The sequence below is a fragment of the Chitinophaga sp. YIM B06452 genome (assembly GCF_039655965.1).
Taxonomy (GTDB): Bacteria; Bacteroidota; Bacteroidia; order Chitinophagales; family Chitinophagaceae; genus Chitinophaga.
The window spans coordinates 1,252,742-1,271,393 of record NZ_JAWLKY010000001.1; the positions used below are offsets into that span (position 1 = coordinate 1,252,742).

Below are 18,652 nucleotides of genomic sequence, written 5' to 3' on the forward strand. Positions count from 1 at the left end.
TTCTTAAATTTTTTACACTCTAAAATCTCTGTCGGCCTAGATGGTTAGTGCTTTGCAGCGGTTTCAGCCTGGGCCACTTTTACGCTGGCAGAATCAGCGGGTACAGCGGCGGTTGCAGTGCTGTCTTTCGCAGCAGGCGCCGCACCTGGTGTTGCAGCAGGGTGTGCCTGTGCATACTGCGTGGGCTGGGCTGCCAACCATTTGTCATATTCTTCCTGTGTCTCTACGATAATGTTCGCTTTCATGGAATAGTGGCCGCTGCCGCACATCTGGTCGCAGGAAAGTTCATATACGAAATCCGGGTTGCCGGTACGTTTTTTCATTTCCGCGGTGGTGAATTTCGGCGTGAACCACAGGGTGGTCGGGATGCCGGGCACTGCGTCCATTTTCAGGCGGAAGTGAGGCAAACCTACGTCGTGCACCACGTCGCGGCTGCCGATGATCAGCTTCACGTTCTTGCCTACCACCACGTGCAGGTCGGGAGAGATCACATCGTCCTGGTTCAGGTTATCGGTCCAGTCCTGGCCTACAGGATTGTCTTCGTTGTTTACGTTCCTGAAGTTCTTGCGGCCCAGCTGGCCGTCTTTACCGGGGTAACGAACGATCCAGTTGAACTGTTTGCCGGTCACTTCCACGACCATCGCGTCTTTCGGCGCTTCGGAAGTGATGCGGAGCCAGTGGCGGATACCGAAGGCAACCAGTACGGTGAGCACGATAGCGGGGATCACCGTCCAGATCACTTCGAGTTTATTGTTGTGCGGGAAATAAAAGGCGGTTTTGCCTTCTTTTTCCTGGTATTTAAAAGCGAACCAGAACAACAGTATCTGGGTGATCACGAACACCACCATGGTAATGATGAACGTAACCCGGATCAGCTGGTCGATACCATCGCCCTGTACGGAAGCGGATTCGCCAAGCATCCTGCCTTCCAGCAGATCGTGGCACCACCACACGCCGATCAATCCCAATACCAGGAATACGATCATCAGGAAACCGTTGATACGGTTGGATTGCTCCCGCGATTTCTTTTCACCTTTCAGAATGGACACATATTCGCTTGCCTTCGCGATCTGGAAGATCACGACGAATATGAGAACAACTACAAAAACTGCTAAATATCCTGACATTGCTAATGAATAATAATTAAGTTATCTAATGCTAAACGTTGTTTCTTGCCCTATGCCACGCATCAGGTGTGGTGGATAATGCTTTCTTTCAGGTAAGGATGATTCTTCGGCGTGAGCGGCGCTTTTGCCAGCTGGATGGCCGTCAGGTAAATTACCAGGCCCACAAAACCCAGACCAAGACCCAGTTCATACCAGGGGAAGTACAGGTGTTTCACGGTGCCGGGAGCTACCATCTGGAAGAAGTCCAGCCAGTGGCCGAATATGATCAGTCCTCCCATGAATGCAACGAGTGTATAGTTACGCTTGGAAGCGCGTTTCATCAGGATCAGCAGCGGGCAGATGAAGTTGATCACCAGGTTCAGGAAGAACACCGGGCGGAACTCGCCCCAAACGCGCGGCTGGAAGTAAGTGGTTTCTTCCGGCATGTTGGCGTACCAGATCAGCATGTACTGGCTGAACCAGAGGTAGGTCCAGAAGATGCTGAACGCGAACATGAACTTGCCGAGGTCGTGCAGGTGCTCATCGTTCACCATAGGAAGATATCCTTTGCTTTTCAGGTAAACAACGAACAGTGCGATAAGGCTCAGGCCTGATACCCAGGTGCTGGCGAAGGTGTACCAGCTGTACATGGTGCTGAACCAGTGAGCGTCTATGCTCATCAGCCAGATCCATGGGGTGGTGGAGCCCATGCTCAATGCGTATACAACAGCGAAGAAGCCGCACCAAACGGTGCCTTTCCAGATCAGGCTTTTGCGGCCTTCCGCGTCCAGCTGCATTTTGTCTTCAGCGAGGGACATGTTGCGGAGTTTCACCGTCAGCCAGCTCCACAGCCCTACCGTGATCACGGAAGCGATGGAAACGAAACCGGCGTTGAGGAAAGGCGATTTGAATTCCAGGATGCGGTCACCATGCGGGTGCAGCCAGTGGTAGATGTGGCCTTTGTTCCCGAAGATGAGGAACGCGAGCACAACCAGCACAATGCCTCCCAGCACCGGCACTGCCATGGAGATAGCCTCAGGCACCCTGCGGAAAGCGATCTGCCAGCCGCCGTGCGCCAGGGTGGTCACCGTGATGAAAAAGGTGCTGGCCAGCGCCACCATCAGGAAGAAAGTACTGTTTTGCAGCAATCCTGCCCAGAAGCGGGTTGAACCATGCTCACCCGAGAATGCAAATAACCCGATCAATAAAGTCAGCAAGCCAATACCCAAAAGCACGAAGCTGGTCGTTTTTAATCTTGCTGGTACTACAAATTGGTCCTTCATTACTGTTGTATATTAAAATACGAAGTTCGAAATGCGTTTAAAACAAATTAGTGCGCTGCTGCTACTGCCGGCGCGGGTGTTGCCGCGGTGGCTGCTGAATCAGCGGGAGCGGCAGGTGCAGCTTCGGGGGCTTTGCCGCCGTTCTGCATGCTCTTGATATAACCAACTACTTTCCAGCGCTGCTCAATGTCCAGCTGGCTGGCGTAGCTGCCCATCACGTTGTACCCGTAGGTGATAACGTGGAAGATGCGGCCTTCGGTATAGCCCAGCACTTTGCCTGCGAGGAAAGACGCGGGCGCAGCAGGGTACGGACCGTCGCCGCCTTTGTAAAGGGGCCCGTTGCCGTCCAGCTTCTGGCCGTGGCAAACGCCGCAGTATATATCATAATATTTTTTCCCTTCCTTCAGCGCGGCTGCATCCAACACGAGCGGATTTTTCACCCCGTTAGCCTGCGCAGTATCTTCCGCTTTCAGGTGATAGGGCAGCATTGCGCCTCTCTTCACCGTACCTTCCACGGGTTTCAGGCTCGCCAGGCGGGGATTGTAAAACTCGTATGCACGGGATTCGTACATGTCAGGTACATAGATTTTACCGGGCTTTCTGTGGTGCGCTCCCTTGTTTCCGCAGGAAGCCAGGAAGGCTCCGCCAGCTAAGGCCGCTACAATCAGTATGTTGGAAGTCCTTTTCATCCGTAGTATATTATATCTCGTTGATCGTTCTTTTTTAATTACGCATTTACCGCAGGGGCAGGTTTGGTAAACAGTTTGTCTTCCCTGTCGAAGCGGCCCAGCCACCATCCGGCTTCTACGGTCTGTTCGTTGATCTCTTTCGCTCCCACGCTGTCCAGGAATGCTTTCACTTCCGCGGCCGGCGTTTTTTCGGTCAGCTCTATCGCCATTACAAACAGGTCGTCCGTCTGGCGCGGGTGGAAAATATGCTTCTTCACGAAAGGCGCCATCTGGCAGAGATACATAAAGGTCATCACCATGCCCACCGCAGAAAATAATACGGTCAGCTCGAAAGTGATGGGAATGAACGCAGGCAAGGGGAAATGCGGTTTACCGCCGATGTTCATCGGCCAATCTGTTGTAAATACCCAGCTCATAAAAGACAGCGCGGTAGTGGTACCGGTAATGCCGTATATGAACCCTGCGGTGTGCAGGCTGGTTTCTCTCAGGCCCAGCGCATGGTCCAGCCCATGCACGGGAAAAGGCGTATACACGTCGTGGATCTTGTAACCGGCTGCGCGTACTTTCTTAACCGCCGGGAACAATACCGCCTCGTCATCAAAACTGCCTACAACAAATTTTTTAACAGCCATATGGATTATTATTCTGTAATTCTGTTAATCTAAATTCAATTCTTAGTGGTGCGCCTGGTCGTGCGCGAATTTTTCTGCATCCTGCTCTTCGTATACCACCATTTTCTCCTTGAAGTTCTGCCCGGATGTTTTCAGGATGGATTTGATCTCCGCTACTGCAATAACCGGGAAATATTTGGCGAACAGGAAATAACAGGTGAAGAACAGGCCGAAGGTACCGAGGTAGAAACCAACCTCAGGCCAGGAGGGGCGGTAGTAGCTCCAGCTGGAGGGCAGGTAGTCGCGGTACAGTGAGGTACAGATGATCACGAAACGTTCGAACCACATACCGATGTTCACGATGATAGACATGATGAACGTTACCATGATGTTCCTTCTCATTTTACGGAACCAGAACACCTGCGGGCTGATCACGTTGCAGGTCATCATGATCCAGTAGCTCCAGCCCAGGGGGCCTGCGGCGCGGAACTTGTAGAAGGTGTCGAATTCATATTGAACGCCGGAGTACCATGCCATGAACAGCTCGGTGAGGTAAGCCACACCTACAATGGAACCGGTGAGTACAATTACTTTGTTCATCGCCTCGATGTGGCCGAGGGTGATGTAATCTTCCAGGCCCAGGATCTTACGGGTGATGATCAGCAGGGTTTGCACCATGGCGAAACCGGAGAAGATCGCACCAGCCACGAAGTATGGGGGGAAGATGGTGGTATGCCAGCCGGGAATTACGGAAGTGGCAAAGTCGAAAGATACGATGGTGTGTACGGAAAGTACGAGAGGGGTGGAAAGACCCGCCAGCACCAGCGAGAGCGCTTCATGACGCTGCCAGTGCTTGGTGGAACCGGTCCAGCCGAAGGAGGCAACTCCATAAAGATATTTACGCAGTTTGGTCTTGGCCCTGTCGCGCACGGTAGCGAAGTCGGGCAGAAGGCCGGAGTACCAGAACAGCAGGGAAACGGTAAAGTAAGTAGAGATCGCGAACACGTCCCACAGCAGCGGGGAGTTGAAGTTTACCCACAGCGGGCCGCGGGTGTTGGGGTAAGGCATTACGAAGAAGGCCATCCATACACGGCCCATGTGCCAGATCGGGAACTGGCCCGCGCACATTACCGCGAAGATGGTCATCGCTTCAGCCGCGCGGTTCACCCCTGTACGCCAGCCCTGGCGGAACAGCAGGAGGATGGCGGAGATCAGCGTACCGGCGTGACCGATACCTACCCACCATACGAAGTTGGTGATGTCCCAGCCCCAACCGATCGTTTTGTTCAGGTTCCACACCCCTGTACCCCAGTATACTTCCCAGGTTACGGAGAAAGCGCCAAACAGCAGCAGCAGGACAGAGATAGATAAACCAATGTACCACAGCTTTCCGGGCTTGGCCTCAATAGGGCTAATGATATCTTCCGTTACCTGGTGATAATCCTTAACCCCGTCTATCAAAGGTTCTCTCAGTGTGGATTCGTACTTCAAATGCATAATATTTTGAGCTTTGCTCATCCCGGGTTTAGCCGAGACTACGTTGTTTCAAAACTTAAAACTGATTCTTTACTTGTTCTAATTCTAGTGGTGAGCTTCCTCTTTATTGTGATCTGCGTCGTGCGCTGCGGCTACCGGGGCTGCGTCCTTGTTGCGGATCTTGGCCAGGTAGTTGATGGAAGGCAGCACGTGCGTTTCTTCCAGCACATAATAGAGGCGGTCTGCCTGCTCTTCGTTACGAACCTTGTAAATGCGGCTTTCTTTATCGTTGATGTTACCGAACACGATCGCATCGGTAGCGCAAGCCTGCTGGCAAGCGGTACGGGCTTCGCCGTCTTTCATCGGGCGGCCTGCTTTTTTCGCGGTCAGTTTTGCATCCTGGAGGCGCTGTACGCAGAAAGAACATTTTTCCATTGTACCGCGGCTGCGTACTACCACGTCAGGGTTCAGCACCATGCGGGTGAGTGCATCGTTCATATCGGCAGTGTCCAGCAGGTTGCCTTCAAAGCTGTCTGCACCGTTCCAGTCTCTCCAGTTGAAACGGCGAACTTTATACGGACAGTTGTTTGCGCAATAGCGGGTACCGATACAACGGTTATAAGCCATCTGGTTAATACCTTCGGAAGAGTGGTTGGTAGCTGCTACCGGGCAAACGTTCTCACAGGGAGCGTTGTCGCAGTGCTGGCACAGCATCGGCTGGAACACCACTTCAGGGTTGTTCTCGTCGCCTGAGAAGTAGCGGTCAATGCGCAGCCAGTGCATTTCGTGCGCTTTGATCACCTGCTCTTTACCTACCACTGATACGTTATTTTCAGCTGTACAAGCCACCACACAGGCGCCGCAACCGAAACAGGTGTTCAGGTCGATGCTCATGCCCCATTTGATGCCGGGGTACTGGTGCTCGTGGTACAGCGTACCGTCGTTACGGAAATCTTTACCGTATTGAGCCAGGTGCTCACGGTCGTGGTTCACTTCTTTCGGGTTCTTGATGAACTCCTCCAGCGTGGTTTCTTTGATGATCGGGCGGCCTTCGTAGCTGTTGTGTGTCTGGGTCAGGCCGATCTCGAATGTATCGCCGGTTGCCTCTACTTTGGCTTCAGGTACAAAGTAATCGAAAGTAGTGCCGTTGAAGGATACGAAGGGATAAGCGTTCTTACCTACTTCGCCGGCAGCTTTACCGATGTATTCTTTCTTGCCGCGGCCGTATCCTACTGCAATGGCGATAGTGTTGGGATGGATACCCGGCACGATCAGCAGGGGCAGCTCAACGGTTTTGCCTTTGGCAGTGATCTTCAGCACTTTCTTCTCGGCGTTGATCTCGTAATCATCGCCCAGCTCGGTTTTGAAGGTTTTGGCTACGGTGTTGGATACACAGGCGTAGTTGTCCCATGTGGAGCGCGTGATAGGATCGGGCATTTCCTGCAGCCAGGGGTTGTTCGCTTCCTTACCGTTGCCGATCGCTACTTTTTCGTACAGCGCCAGTTCATAACCGCTTGTTTTGGGAGCGGAAATTTTAGCGGCAGCCGTAGCAACGTCGCCTGTAAAGGTAACGGAACCGCCAATCAGTGCCGGGCCGGTAGCAATTGGCTCAAACACGCCGTCCTGCAGGATTTTGTCCCATGCTTCCTGTGAACCCAGTTTCGCGATCCATTCGCCCTTCAGGTAATCTTCCCAGGCGGTGGTGTTGCCGCTCCAGTTGAGGAGTGAGGACTGGAAAGCGCGGGTTTTGAACAGCGGTGCGATAGTGGGTTGCACGAACGCGAAGTAGCCAGTGCGGCCTTCGGCATCACCCCAGCTTTCGAGGTAGTGATGGTCGGGCACAATGTATTTGCAAAGCTCGGTGGTTTCGTCGTAACGGTCGTTGAAGGAAACGGTCACACCTATTTTCTTAATACCTGCTTTGAATTTCTCTGCATCGAAATAATCGTACGCAGGGTTTACGCCGTAAACGAGGAGCGCGCCTACGCTGCCTGCGTTCATGTCGTTCACCAGCTGTACCATATCCGCGTCTATACCTTGGCGGTAGTAACTGTGCTCTGCCCAGTCGATGGTAGTGCCGTTGGCGCCTGCGAGGTTGTTGATCGCGTTTACGAGGATCTGAACATTCACGTCGTTGCTGCCGGAAACCACGAGGGTCTTGCCGGCGTTTGCCTGGATGGCTTTTGCCGCTTTGGCGATACCTTCTTTCAGGCGTGCGTCAGCAATGGCCGGAGCGGAAACGCCGCCGCCCAGGGCTGCCAGTAAAGCCTGCGCTACTACGCCTGCTTCAGAGGGGCGGTGGGTGAACCTTTCGTCTGCATTCGCGCCGGTGAGGCTCATCATGCTTTCGAAATGGAAATGTTTGCTCATTTCCGGGTTCTTCGCGTTGATCTTACGGGTTGCACCGTATTGGCGGGAATATTCTGAAGGGTTCAGCCAGGTACCGAGGAAGTCGGCGCCAAGGCTTACCACTACTTTTGCATTCTCAAAATGATACGCAGGCAGCGCTCTTTTACCATAAGATGCTTCATTGGCCAGCAGCATGCCGGAATAAGAAACCGCATCATAAGTAACATGGCGGCTTCCGGGATATTTGGCCAGGAATTCGCCGATCAGTTTTTTGGTAGTAGGGCTGAGGATAGTGGAAGAAAGCAGCACAACAGGCTTGCCGGCGATCGCCGCGGCTACCTGTTTGTCCAGCTCCGCATAGGTCAGTTCCTTGATGCGGTCTTCCAGTTTTGTTTTATCAGGACCATTATTGATACCGGGATAGCGGAGACGGGCCACGTCGTACAGCGCCAGTACGGAACCCTGCACACGTGCAGTGGTGGAACCACCGGTGATGGACGACATTTCATTTCCTTCTACTTTGATGGGGCGGCCCTCACGGGTCTTTACCACCAGGGGAACGTATTCACCGTCTACAGTATAGGCAGAAGCATAATAGTTGGGAACGCCGGGCGTAATGTCCTGCGGTTTGTTCACGTAAGGGATAGCCTTTTTTACAGGGATGTCACAGCTGGCTGCAATGGTAGCGGCCGCAGTGGTGAAACCCAGGTATTTCAGGAAATCCCGGCGGGGGGTGGTTGCTCCCAGGAAACTGTCACTCTCTTCAAACGGCAGGTCTTCCCTGAATTCGTTCTTCACTACTTCCTGATGCGCAGCGGTATTGTGCAACTCCTCCAAGCCTTTCCAATACTTTTTTTGCTCCATGTGATTATATCGAGTTACGATTTGAAAAATTTATCTCTTCCTTATTAGATATAGATATTAATAGTGGCATTTCTGACATTCGGTACCACCCACCATTTCAACGGTTACACTGTCAACCTTGCCATTCTTCATGTCGTTGTGTAATTTTTCGAAAATGCTGTAGTAGTTGTTGTCTGCAAACTGCACTTTTGTTGTTCTGTGGCAGTTTACGCACCATCCCATGCTCAGGTCTGCGAACTGCTTCACTTCATCCATGTTCTGGATTTCGCCGTGGCAGGTCTGGCATTGTACTTTGCCCGCATTTACGTGCTGGGAGTGGTTGAAGTATACGTGATCGGGCAGGCTGTGGATCTTTGTCCATTCGATCGGGGTGGCGGGTTTGGTGTAACGCTGCGCGTCTTTATCCCAGCCGATGTGATCGTATAATTTCTGGATCTCAGCAGTACCGTTCACTTTTTTACCTTCCGCGGTGAACAGGTCCGGCCCGGTGTATTCCGTAATGGCCTTGTGACAGTTCATACAAACGTTTTCGGAAGGGATCATGGCATGTTTGCTCTTCTCGGCGGAAGAGTGGCAATACAGGCAGTTGATCTGGTTGATGCCCGCATGCACTTTGTGTGAGTAGAAGATCGGTTGTTCCGGCATGTAATCCTGCTGGCGGCCCAGGCCGATAGCGCCCTGGATGGTGAAGTAACCGCCTACTACGAAGAGGATCACGATGCAGAGCGCGATGTAAGCTTTGTTCTTATAGAAAGGAACCGGCTCCAGTTGTTCGTGGCCTTCTTTTTCAGCAGCCAGTTTGTTCAGGTTGCTGTTGATCTGCATCAGGATGATGGCAACGATGGCGAGGATGAGGGTGATAATGCCGAAAAGGAGGCTGTTGCCGCCTTCTTCTTTACCTTCCTCACCGGCTGTTGCGCCAGCGGCAGCTTTATCGCCGCCTGCAGGTTTCGCGCCTTCCGCACTGATATAAGCCAGGATGTCATCAATATTGGCGTCCGTGAGCGCGGGGAAAGCGGTCATCGGCAGCTTATTATATTGATTAAAGAGATCATTGGCGTACTTGTCGCCGGTTTTCAGAACCGCGGCAGAGTTGCGGATCCAGGAATGGAGCAGTTTCTTATCAGCCCACCGGTCTTCCACACCCGCAAGGGCCGGACCGGTCAATTTTTTGTGCACATTGTGGCAAGAGGCACAATTCTGCTGAAATAGCGCCTTACCAGCAGCAGGATCTGCAGCCCGGGCAACGGAAAAAGAACTAACCAGTCCCGCGCATAGGATAAGAACACTCACAAATTGCTTACGCAAACGAATGGAAACACGACGATACACAGCCTATTTAGTTTAGATTTGACCTAAGGTTTCTTAAAAGTGCCAGCAAAAATAAGACAGAATGTTGACAATTTACCAACAAAGAAAAAAAATTTGTCCTTGTTTCCGAAGCACATTTTATCTATCATCCGCGCGATATTAACCGGCGGAAACGCTTGACCGTAGCTAATTACAACTGCATGTACGAGGGATGCTCCCCGTACCACGTTATAAATTCCTGATAAAAATCATATTTCCTCTATGAAGGGATAGGACGCAGTTCTATGATACTATTTTTGCATTGGGAAAACGGCCCGGCGATGATCAAATTCCTGCCTGGTGAATGAAGGCCCACGCTTTGTGAAAGCTAACAATCCTTAACAAGATAGAATAATAAAGGTTGAGTTCACCTGATTTTAGTCATTCACACAGGATGATAATCATCAACTTGTACACAAATAGGATAGCCCGTTCCCTAAATTTATGAAAAAAGAGCTGATCCATAAAGTCTTATCTGCCTATTTTTGCAGCTCATTCAAACAGACCAGCTTGAAAAACATCGCCATCTTTGCTTCCGGGGCAGGCACCAACGCCCAAAAGATCATCGACCATTTCAAAGGCTCTTCCCTGGCGCGGGTTTCACTGATCGTGTCCAACAAGGCGGAAGCCGGCATCTTTAAAATAGCGGAAAGGGAACAGATACCCGCTGTGCTGATAGACAAAGAACAATTCTTCCGTGGCGATACCTATGTAAAGCTGTTGCAGGAAAATAACATCGACCTGGTCGTGCTGGCCGGTTTCCTTTGGAAAGTGCCTGTCAATATCGTACAGGCGTTCCCCGGCCGCATCATCAACATCCACCCCGCCCTCCTGCCCAAATATGGCGGCAAAGGCATGTATGGCCATTTCGTGCATGAAGCCGTGCTCGCCGCAGGCGATGCCGAAAGCGGCATCACGATCCATTATGTGAATGAGCAATACGACGATGGCGGGGTTATCCTGCAGGAACGCTGCGCCGTTTCACCGGGCGATACGCCCGAAACTCTCGCAAAGAAAGTACAGGCACTGGAACACCGCTGGTTCCCCCTGATTGTGGAACGATTATTGTCATAGTTGTACCGGCTGCTGAAGGTAAAACTGTCCGCCTCAACAGCCTCAACCTACCGCTGTATGAAAAGAACATTACCCTTGCTTTTCCTGTTTGTACTCGCAGGCCTTACCGTTGCCGCCCAGCAAAACCAGGATGCTCCCTTCCAGAAAAGGACCTACCTTAAAGTAAACCCTACCACCATTATTAATGAGCTGGATATTTACCTTGAGCAGGACCTCTCCGAAAAACTGAGCCTCGAACTGGGCATCAGTGGTATCTATACAGATTACCCCGATTACGTTTTCTTCAAACGGGTAGACATCGGGCAGCGCAAACCCGGCATCAGCACCGAACAATTCGTGGAAGGCCGCGGCCTCGGGTTCAGGGCCGGCCTCAAATGGTACCTCATCCGCCGGCAGGCCGCCTTCAATGCACAAGGCACTTATTTTCAACCCGTACTATTTTATAAAAGGGTCTTTTACCCTGACGAAGATGTGAACTTCGAAAACACTGTGTATGTGAACAGCGCTGATAAACATGTATACGGCCTCCAGTTCCTGCTCGGCCGCCAGATCAAACGCGACAAGTATATCCTGGACCCATATCTCGGCATAGGCATCCGCGGGAAACAATACAAATACACGAACCATTCGGTGAACGGCACCTCCATCACCACCGAGCATAATGACCTCTGGAACGTTCTTCCCAGCGTACATTTAGGCATAAAAATAGGCCTGAGCCTTTAATGGCCATTCTACACAAATAGAATAACCGGCTGCTATTCAAACGGATAGCAGGAAATGACCGATAATGACAAAAATGCAGCGTCCATATATAATGGCACTGCATTTTTGTATTGGATACCTGGCTTTAGACTACTGCCGGGTAAACCTGAGCCCGAGAAAACCCCTTATGCCCTGGTTCGGGGCAAAAACGTAGGTTGGGTCGAAAAGGAGATTGTAAGGGTCCGCGGAACCGTCCGCATTGTAACCCGTTTTTTTATCGAAAGGATCATGCGCATGCGCAATGGAATTTTTCGGCGGCAGGAAATTCAGCAGGTTCTTCACCCCTCCATACAATTCCCACTCTTTGCCCAGCTTTTTCGTGAGCTGTATATTCTGGATGCTCCAAACCGGCGATTCTCCCGGCCTCGGGTCTTTCGGTTGCAGCGGCAGCAGCATGCGGCCGTAAATGTTCCCCGTATAATCCACCGTCAGCCCCAGCCGGTTGAAGGCATAAGAGATGGTCCAGGTACCGGTGAAACGTTCTGTGAGCATCTGCCGGGTTTTTACACCGCCCTCTTCCTGGTATACGTCCATCAAGGTGGCGCCCGCGATCACCTTCAGCGGGAAGGCAAACATTACATCCGCGTTCAGGCTGATGCCCTTGGAAATGGAATGGCCCTGGAGGTTATCATATAATATGGTATCCTGCTTCGTGTAATCAGGTATAATGCGGTTGGTGAAATAAGTGTAGAAGGCCGTGGCATCCAGGTTGAGGAAAGCATTGTTGAGCGGGATCTTTTTCGTGTAGTTCAGGTTCACGTTCCAGCTGCGTTCCGGCTTCAGCTCTGATTGCACTACCACAGTGCGGGCGCCGCTCAGGGCCGCATGATCTTCCGTGAAGAGCGACACCACCCTGTAACCCGTGCCTGCATTCAACCGCAGTACGTTGCGGTAGTTGGGCGCCCATTTATAAGCCAGGCGCGGCGTAAAGATATTGCCGTGCAAGGAGTTGTAATCGTAACGCGCGCCCAGCAGCAGGTTGTGACCGGTGGCCAGCTTGACCTCATCCTGCACGAAAACGCCGGGCAGGAAGGTCTTATCCGGTTTGTTGTCTTCCTTCACTGCTGTAGCCACGGTATTGTCGTCATAAAATGTATACCGGAAAGGCACGCCGGCCAGCAGGTTGTGTTTGCCCAACTGTTTATCCCAGGTGAGCTGCGCAAATGCAATGGTTTGCCTGGCGAGGAATACCGTTGTGCCATACACGGAGTTCTGGTCATGGTAATTAAAGGAGGTCTGGAACATGATGTGCTCCTTCACGGGCAGCTGGTACTGGCCCAATACTTCCACGCGGCTGGTGAAGATGCTTTCCCCGTAAACGCTGTCCGTTCCGCGCCAGGATTTGTTCCATTGGGTTTGCCCGCCCCAGCGGTCTTCATAAAAATATCTCGCGGCGATAGACGCTACCCTGTCGTGCTTCCTGGTAAAGTTCCATTTATTGAATATGGATACGCGGTGCTGGAGGGTCACGTCTGTAAAACCGTCGCCGTTATTGTCGATGGGGTCCTGGTAATTGAAATAATTCACGCCCAGCAACGATTGCGCCCTTTCGCCTGCGTTGAAGCGCCAGCCAAGGTCTGCGCTGTATTCCCGCCAGCTGGTGGCCATCACATCCGCCGTGAATTTCGGGGCGGTAGCGGGCGATTTGGTAATGATGTTGATGAGCCCCGCCACTGCCTCGGAACCGTACAGTGTGGAAGCCGGCCCTTTCACGATCTCCACCCTGTCTACCAGGCTGTTGGGTATGCCGGAAAGACCGTACACGGTTGACAGCGCACTCACGATCGGCATACCATCTATCATCACCATCGTATAAGGACCTTCAAGGCCGTTGATGTGAATGTCTCCCGTATTGCACACATTACAATTCAGCTGCGGCCTCACGCCGTTCACGTTCTGCAATGCATCAAAAATGCTGGGGGTAGGATTCTTTTTGAAGAACACCGGGGAATATACTTCCACCGGCACAGGACTCTCCATTTTGGTCACGGGGCGTAAAGTGCCGCTTACCACCACTTCGTTGAGGTTGGAGGAAGTGGGTTGAAGAATTACGTTGAAAGTAGTGATGCCCGCGGGTTTCACGGTCACGGTCTGCACAGAAGTAACATATCCCACGGCGCTCACCTGCAAAGTTCTTTTCCCGGCGGGCACATCTTTCAGGTCGAAGGTCCCGTCTTCAGTTGTTACTACGCCGGTCTTCAGGTCCTTAAACCCAACGGAAGCAAAAGGAACAGGCTGCTGGCCGGCGGTCACCGTTCCTTTCAGCCGGCCCTGGGCTTCAGCATCCAGGACCGGTGCAAGGAATAAACATATAGTCAGGCTTTGTAGAAATCTTGGGATCATTTGTTCATTTTATGAGACAAATTTAAAATCGAAAATGATACGAATCTAAATTTATTTTTAGACTAGCCTAAATTAGAATCCCGGGAACGGGTCTTCAAACACCGCGCCGTCCAGCCAGTCGTTCACTTCCCCATCATCGCAAATGCAGCTGTCCAGCGCCGCCGTTATCCGCTTTACGTCCATATCCTGGCCGATGATCACAATTTCGTTGTACCGGTCTGCAAACACCGGGTGCCACCTGTCGCGGATGATCTTTGCAGTGGCTTTATCGAGATACCGTTCTTCCGCCGGAATGGTGCACCACCATACGCCGGCACGGTCCGCCATCAGCGAGGCCCCGGCCTGGCTCCAGTTCACCGCTACGTCAGATCGGCTGGCCAGCCAGCAAAGGCCTTTCGAACGAAGGATATTGCCAGGCCATTCCTGCTGGATGAACTTCCAGAAACGGGCGGGGTGAAAAGGCGCGCGGCTGCGATATACAAAGGATGAAATGCCGTATTCTTCTGTTTCCGGAGTATGGTCTTTTTCCAGCTCGGCGATCCAGCCGGCGCTTTGGGAGGTTTTGTCGAAGTCGAAACTTTTGGTGTGGAGTATCTCGCCGAGGGGCACCCGGCCATGTTCCGCCTCCACGATACGTGCATCCGCATTCAGCTTGCGGATCATGGCCTTCAGGGTTTTGCGGTCGGGTTCGCTCACAAGGTCGCATTTGTTGAGCACGATCACGCTGGCAAATTCTACCTGGTCGGTGAGCAGGTTCACGATGCTGCGCTGGTCTGCGGTATCACCGGTCAGGCCTTCATCCTGCAAAAGGTTCCGGCTGCTGAAGTGCTGCCTGAAATTAAAAGCGTCTACCACGGTCACTAATGTATCCAGCGTGCTGAATGCGCCCAGGTCGATGCCGAGGTTTTCGTCTTTGTAGGTGAAAGTTTGTGCTACAGGCAAGGGTTCCGATATGCCGCTGGATTCGATCAGCAGGTAATCGAACCGCTGCTCTTCCGCCAGGCGCTGCACTTCGTGCAGCAGGTCTTCGCGGAGGGTGCAGCAGATGCAGCCGTTGCTGAGCTCAACGAGCTTTTCTTCCGTATGATGGAGCGCGCCGGTGTTCCGTACCATTTGCGCGTCTATGTTCACTTCGCTCATGTCGTTAACAATAACGGCTACACGAAGATTTTCGCGGTTGTGCAAAACGTGCTGCAGGAGCGTTGTTTTGCCCGCTCCCAGGAAACCGCTGAGCACGGTTACCGGCAGCCTGGGCGGGAATTTGCGGAACATCCGGGGAGTGAGTTGCAATGTATTGGGCATAGTTGTGCGAATTGAAGTGATGGTAATGATTATTTGCTTGCTGAGACCAATCCAGGAAAGGCCGTGGCTGCAAGAAGCCCGCGATTGAGCGGAGTTTGTCATTGCGAGGAGCAGCGGGAGTATTGTGCAGGAGCCGCGACGAAGCAATCTCCAAATATTGGGGCTATCAATCCAATGAAGGAGATTGCTTCGTCGCCCCTCCCGCTTTGGCCATGCCGCTCCTCGCAATGACGGGCTTTTCAGGCTTCACCGCTATCCCCTCCTTATCCAGCCCCGCCTTTTGTTCCGCCCTGCAGCGTTTGCATCCGCGCAGGTTCAGCATATGCGCAAGAATGATCAGCAGCGCGCCGGTGGTGATGATGATGGGTTCCAGGCCTTCGGGGGCGAGGAAGTGCCCCGCCAGCAGTCCCGCGAAACCCAGCGTGAACCACACCAGCGGCCATATATGACGGTGGTGATGGCGGTAACCTCTTATCAGCGAAGTATAACCCACGGCAAACGAAACCGCCAGCAGCGCGTATTCCAGGCGGTCGTTCTCAAACATTTCCAGGCCCAGTAAGGGCAAAGCCGTGATCAGCAGCGGCAGCAGCGCGCAGTGCACCGCGCAGGCGAGAGACGCGCCGATGCCCAGCGCGTCAAGGTTCCATTTAAAAAGATTCATCCGCATGGTCAGGAATTAATTTTGTGAGGGAACAAATCTAGTATACTTTTGCAACAATGTTGCAAATTAATTTAATTTTAATAAAAATTCTCAGCAGGGAGGGCTATCTTAGCCATCCTTAACTATGCTGAATGCAACATAGTTGCTTTTCAAGAACAGGAAGAGATATGATCTACACCAAAAACCTTGCATATGCCCATCCCAACGGGCGTTTGCTGCAGTTCCCGGACATTGCCTGCGAAGGCGGCCAGGCATTGCTCATCACGGGGCCTTCCGGCACCGGGAAAACCACGCTGCTGCACTTACTGGCGGGCCTGCTCAAACCGGCTTCCGGCGATGTGCGGGTGGGCAACACTTCCCTCCCCCAGCTGAAAGCCGCTGCCATGGATGCTTTCAGGGGTAAAAATATCGGGCTGGTATTCCAGCAGCCACATTTCATCGCTTCGCTGAGCATCCGGGAAAACCTGCTGCTGGCGCCTTCGCTCGTGAAAGAGCATGCGTCGGAAGAACGGCTGCGGCAGCTGGCGGGCACCTTGCGCATTGAGAACCTGCTGCACAAAAAGCCCGCGCATCTCAGCCAGGGTGAGCAGCAGCGGGCGTCCATCGCACGGGCGCTCATGCAAAGCCCGCAGGTGCTGCTGGCAGACGAGCCCACCGCCAGCCTCGATGACCATAACTGCGCTTCTGTCGCGCAATTGCTGGCCTCGCAGGCACAGCAGCAAAATGCCGCCCTGCTCATCGTTACGCACGACAACCGGCTGAAACAAATTTTCCGGGACCATATCCAACTCTCATGATCATCCGCATCGCTTTTAAGAACCTTCTCCATAAACCGCTCTACGCCGTGCTTTGCTGGCTGCTGCTGGCTTGCAGCACGGCTGTGCTGCTGGTGCTCATTTCATTGAACCGCCAGTCGCGCGAGCAGCTGGAAAAGCAGATAGACGGCATAGATATGGTGCTGGGCGCCAAGGGCAGTCCCCTACAGTTGATCCTCAGCAGCGTCTACCACCTGGATGCGCCCACCGGCAATATTTCCCTTGCAGCAGCCAGCCGCTTCATGCAGCACCCTTTGGTGGAATCCGCCATTCCCCTTTCCCTCGGCGATTCTTACCACGGCTACCGCATCATCGGCACCACACCCGCTTATCTGGAAAAATACCAGGTGAAACCTGCTTCAGGCAAAGTATTCTCCAAATCCATGGAAGTGGTGATCGGCGCTACTGTTGCAAAACGCACCGGGCTCGGTATCGGGCAGACCTTTGCCGGAACACACGGCCTGGGCGAAAAAGGGCATGTGCATGAAGAACATATGTACGTGGTGACAGGCATTTTGCCCGCTACCGGCCTTTCGCTGGACCAACTCATACTCACCCCGCTGGAAAGTGTGTGGACCATCCACGAAACCGTGAAGCACCATGATGAGCACGATCATGAAGAAGGTGAAAACAGGGATGAGCATGATCATGAAAAAGAAGACGCGGCAGGTTTAACTTCGCAGAACGGACACCATCACCGGGAAACCGGCAGATCAGCACAGCCTGCCGACAGTGACCCACACGACGATCACGACGAACAGCAGGCGCAATCGCCGGCGAACGGCGGCGCGGGCATGCCTTTCATGGCCATGCAGCCCACGCCGGGCACGGATCCCGGGCAGCAGATCACCGCGGTGCTGATCAGGTTCAAAAGCCCGCTGGCCCAATTGCAGCTGCCGCGGATGATCAATGAAAACACGAATATGCAGGCCGCCGTGCCCGCCATAGAAGTGAACCGCCTGCAATTTTTACTGGGCGCAGGCACGGAAATACTCCGCATCCTGGGCTGGCTGTTGGCCGCGCTCGCTGCCTGCAGTATCTTTGTGATGCTGGTGCAGGGCACGCATGAACGCCGGTACGAACTGGCGTTGATGCGCAGCATGGGCAGCAGCAGGATGAAGCTGCTGGGCCTCGTGCTATCCGAAGCGGCTATGCTGGCTCTGGCAGGCATTATCAGTGGCTTTTTGCTAAGCCGCGCGGCTCTAATCCTGCTGCAACAGGAGATATTCACGCATTATCACCTGGACTTTTCCAATGCCTGGAAAATCGCCGGTGCAGACCTGTATACCGCGGCCGCCATCCTGGCCGCCTGCTTGCTGGCTGCGCTGTTCCCGGCTGTGAGGGCTTTCAGGCTCAATATTTCTAAAACACTTGCCAATGCATAAAACAGAAAAGATATTAGTGGGCCTGATGGCTTTTTTCCTGGTCTCCTGTTCCAATATTTCCCAATACTGCAAACACGGCATCAATGCCGGCTACCTGGGCCGGGTGCTCCGGCTGCAACAACAGGCCGGCAACAACGTGCCCACATCCACCGTAGACGTCCCTGAAGCCCGCACCTGGGCAGATACCACGGCAGTGAACGTTACCTGGAAACAATTATCGGATGTGATCTTCGACCGCAAGTGGGACGAAAAGATGCAAATGCCGATGCTCTATCCTTCCTTTTCCCGCAACATTAAAGCCATGAATGGCAAAACCATCACGATCAGCGGGTACGTGATACCGGTAGACGTGAAAGGCGGCATGTATGTGCTTTCCGCCAACCCAAACAGCTCCTGCTTCTTTTGCGGCGGCGCGGGCCCGGAAACGATCATGAACCTGAAATTCAAGTCCGGCAAACCGGCATTTGAAACGGATGATTACGTGAAATTCAAAGGCCGGTTAAGGCTCAACGAGAAAAACATTTACGAATTATATTATAACCTGGACGATGCCGTGCTGATCAGCAAATAGTCGTAACTTTA

15 protein-coding genes are annotated in these 18,652 nt (G+C 52.8%); 5 read left to right on the forward strand and 10 right to left on the reverse strand.

The window, feature by feature from the left end; genetic code table 11:
- Positions 1-44 precede the first annotated feature (44 nt).
- The 7 genes from R3I13_RS04835 to R3I13_RS04865 all read right to left on the reverse strand — a co-directional run bounded on the left by R3I13_RS04835 (position 45) and on the right by R3I13_RS04865 (position 9,671).
- Positions 45-1,127: a cytochrome c oxidase subunit II gene (locus R3I13_RS04835; RefSeq protein ID WP_346316795.1), complete on the reverse strand. Its 1,083-nt coding sequence runs from the start codon at positions 1,125-1,127 to the stop codon at positions 45-47.
- Between the two features lie 62 nt (positions 1,128-1,189).
- Positions 1,190-2,389 carry a quinol:cytochrome C oxidoreductase gene (locus R3I13_RS04840; protein WP_346316796.1) on the reverse strand — a complete coding sequence of 400 codons (1,200 nt, stop codon included), beginning with the start codon at positions 2,387-2,389 and terminating at the stop codon, positions 1,190-1,192.
- Between the two features lie 47 nt (positions 2,390-2,436).
- Positions 2,437-2,961, reverse strand: a complete 525-nt coding sequence (locus R3I13_RS04845) for a c-type cytochrome (protein WP_346316797.1) — start codon at positions 2,959-2,961, stop codon at positions 2,437-2,439.
- Positions 2,962-3,116: 155 nt separating this feature from the next.
- On the reverse strand, positions 3,117-3,710 hold the full coding sequence (locus R3I13_RS04850; protein WP_346316798.1) for a DUF3341 domain-containing protein: 594 nt from the start codon (positions 3,708-3,710) through the stop codon (positions 3,117-3,119).
- Between the two features lie 42 nt (positions 3,711-3,752).
- Positions 3,753-5,186: an NrfD/PsrC family molybdoenzyme membrane anchor subunit gene (nrfD, locus tag R3I13_RS04855; RefSeq protein WP_346316799.1), complete on the reverse strand. Its 1,434-nt coding sequence runs from the start codon at positions 5,184-5,186 to the stop codon at positions 3,753-3,755.
- Between the two features lie 84 nt (positions 5,187-5,270).
- Entirely contained in the window at positions 5,271-8,378 is a 3,108-nt protein-coding gene (locus tag R3I13_RS04860; protein WP_346316800.1) for a TAT-variant-translocated molybdopterin oxidoreductase, read from the reverse strand.
- Between the two features lie 57 nt (positions 8,379-8,435).
- Positions 8,436-9,671 (reverse strand): c-type cytochrome, encoded by a 1,236-nt coding sequence (locus R3I13_RS04865; protein WP_346316801.1) that lies wholly within the window; start codon positions 9,669-9,671, stop codon positions 8,436-8,438.
- Positions 9,672-10,238: 567 nt separating this feature from the next.
- Between R3I13_RS04865 and purN the strand changes: the two genes are divergently transcribed.
- On the forward strand, positions 10,239-10,802 hold the full coding sequence (gene purN / locus R3I13_RS04870) for a phosphoribosylglycinamide formyltransferase (protein WP_346316802.1): 564 nt from the start codon (positions 10,239-10,241) through the stop codon (positions 10,800-10,802).
- Between the two features lie 57 nt (positions 10,803-10,859).
- Positions 10,860-11,525 (forward strand): hypothetical protein, encoded by a 666-nt coding sequence (locus R3I13_RS04875; RefSeq protein ID WP_346316803.1) that lies wholly within the window; start codon positions 10,860-10,862, stop codon positions 11,523-11,525.
- A gap of 129 nt (positions 11,526-11,654) precedes the next feature.
- Here the strand turns inward: R3I13_RS04875 and R3I13_RS04880 are convergent, their stop codons facing one another.
- From R3I13_RS04880 to R3I13_RS04890, 3 genes are all read right to left on the reverse strand, one after another.
- Complete coding sequence (locus R3I13_RS04880) at positions 11,655-13,907, reverse strand: TonB-dependent receptor (RefSeq protein WP_346316804.1); 2,253 nt, start codon at positions 13,905-13,907, stop codon at positions 11,655-11,657.
- 72 nt (positions 13,908-13,979) lie between these two features.
- On the reverse strand, positions 13,980-15,209 hold the full coding sequence (locus R3I13_RS04885) for a GTP-binding protein (protein WP_346316805.1): 1,230 nt from the start codon (positions 15,207-15,209) through the stop codon (positions 13,980-13,982).
- Between the two features lie 166 nt (positions 15,210-15,375).
- Positions 15,376-15,876 carry a MerC domain-containing protein gene (locus R3I13_RS04890; protein WP_346316806.1) on the reverse strand — a complete coding sequence of 167 codons (501 nt, stop codon included), beginning with the start codon at positions 15,874-15,876 and terminating at the stop codon, positions 15,376-15,378.
- Between the two features lie 161 nt (positions 15,877-16,037).
- Here R3I13_RS04890 and R3I13_RS04895 point away from each other — a divergent pair, with 161 nt between their 5' ends.
- Genes R3I13_RS04895 through R3I13_RS04905 form a run of 3 tightly spaced genes read left to right on the forward strand, consistent with a single transcriptional unit; the run spans position 16,038 to position 18,641 of the window.
- Positions 16,038-16,667, forward strand: coding sequence for an ATP-binding cassette domain-containing protein (locus tag R3I13_RS04895; protein ID WP_346316807.1), 630 nt, complete (start codon positions 16,038-16,040; stop codon positions 16,665-16,667).
- Complete coding sequence (locus tag R3I13_RS04900) at positions 16,664-18,070, forward strand: FtsX-like permease family protein (RefSeq protein WP_346316808.1); 1,407 nt, start codon at positions 16,664-16,666, stop codon at positions 18,068-18,070. Before R3I13_RS04895 ends, R3I13_RS04900 begins: the two co-directional genes overlap by 4 nt.
- Positions 18,063-18,641 carry a hypothetical protein gene (locus R3I13_RS04905; RefSeq protein ID WP_346316809.1) on the forward strand — a complete coding sequence of 193 codons (579 nt, stop codon included), beginning with the start codon at positions 18,063-18,065 and terminating at the stop codon, positions 18,639-18,641. The genes R3I13_RS04900 and R3I13_RS04905 overlap by 8 nt, the downstream gene beginning before the upstream one ends.
- Positions 18,642-18,652: the final 11 nt, after the last annotated feature.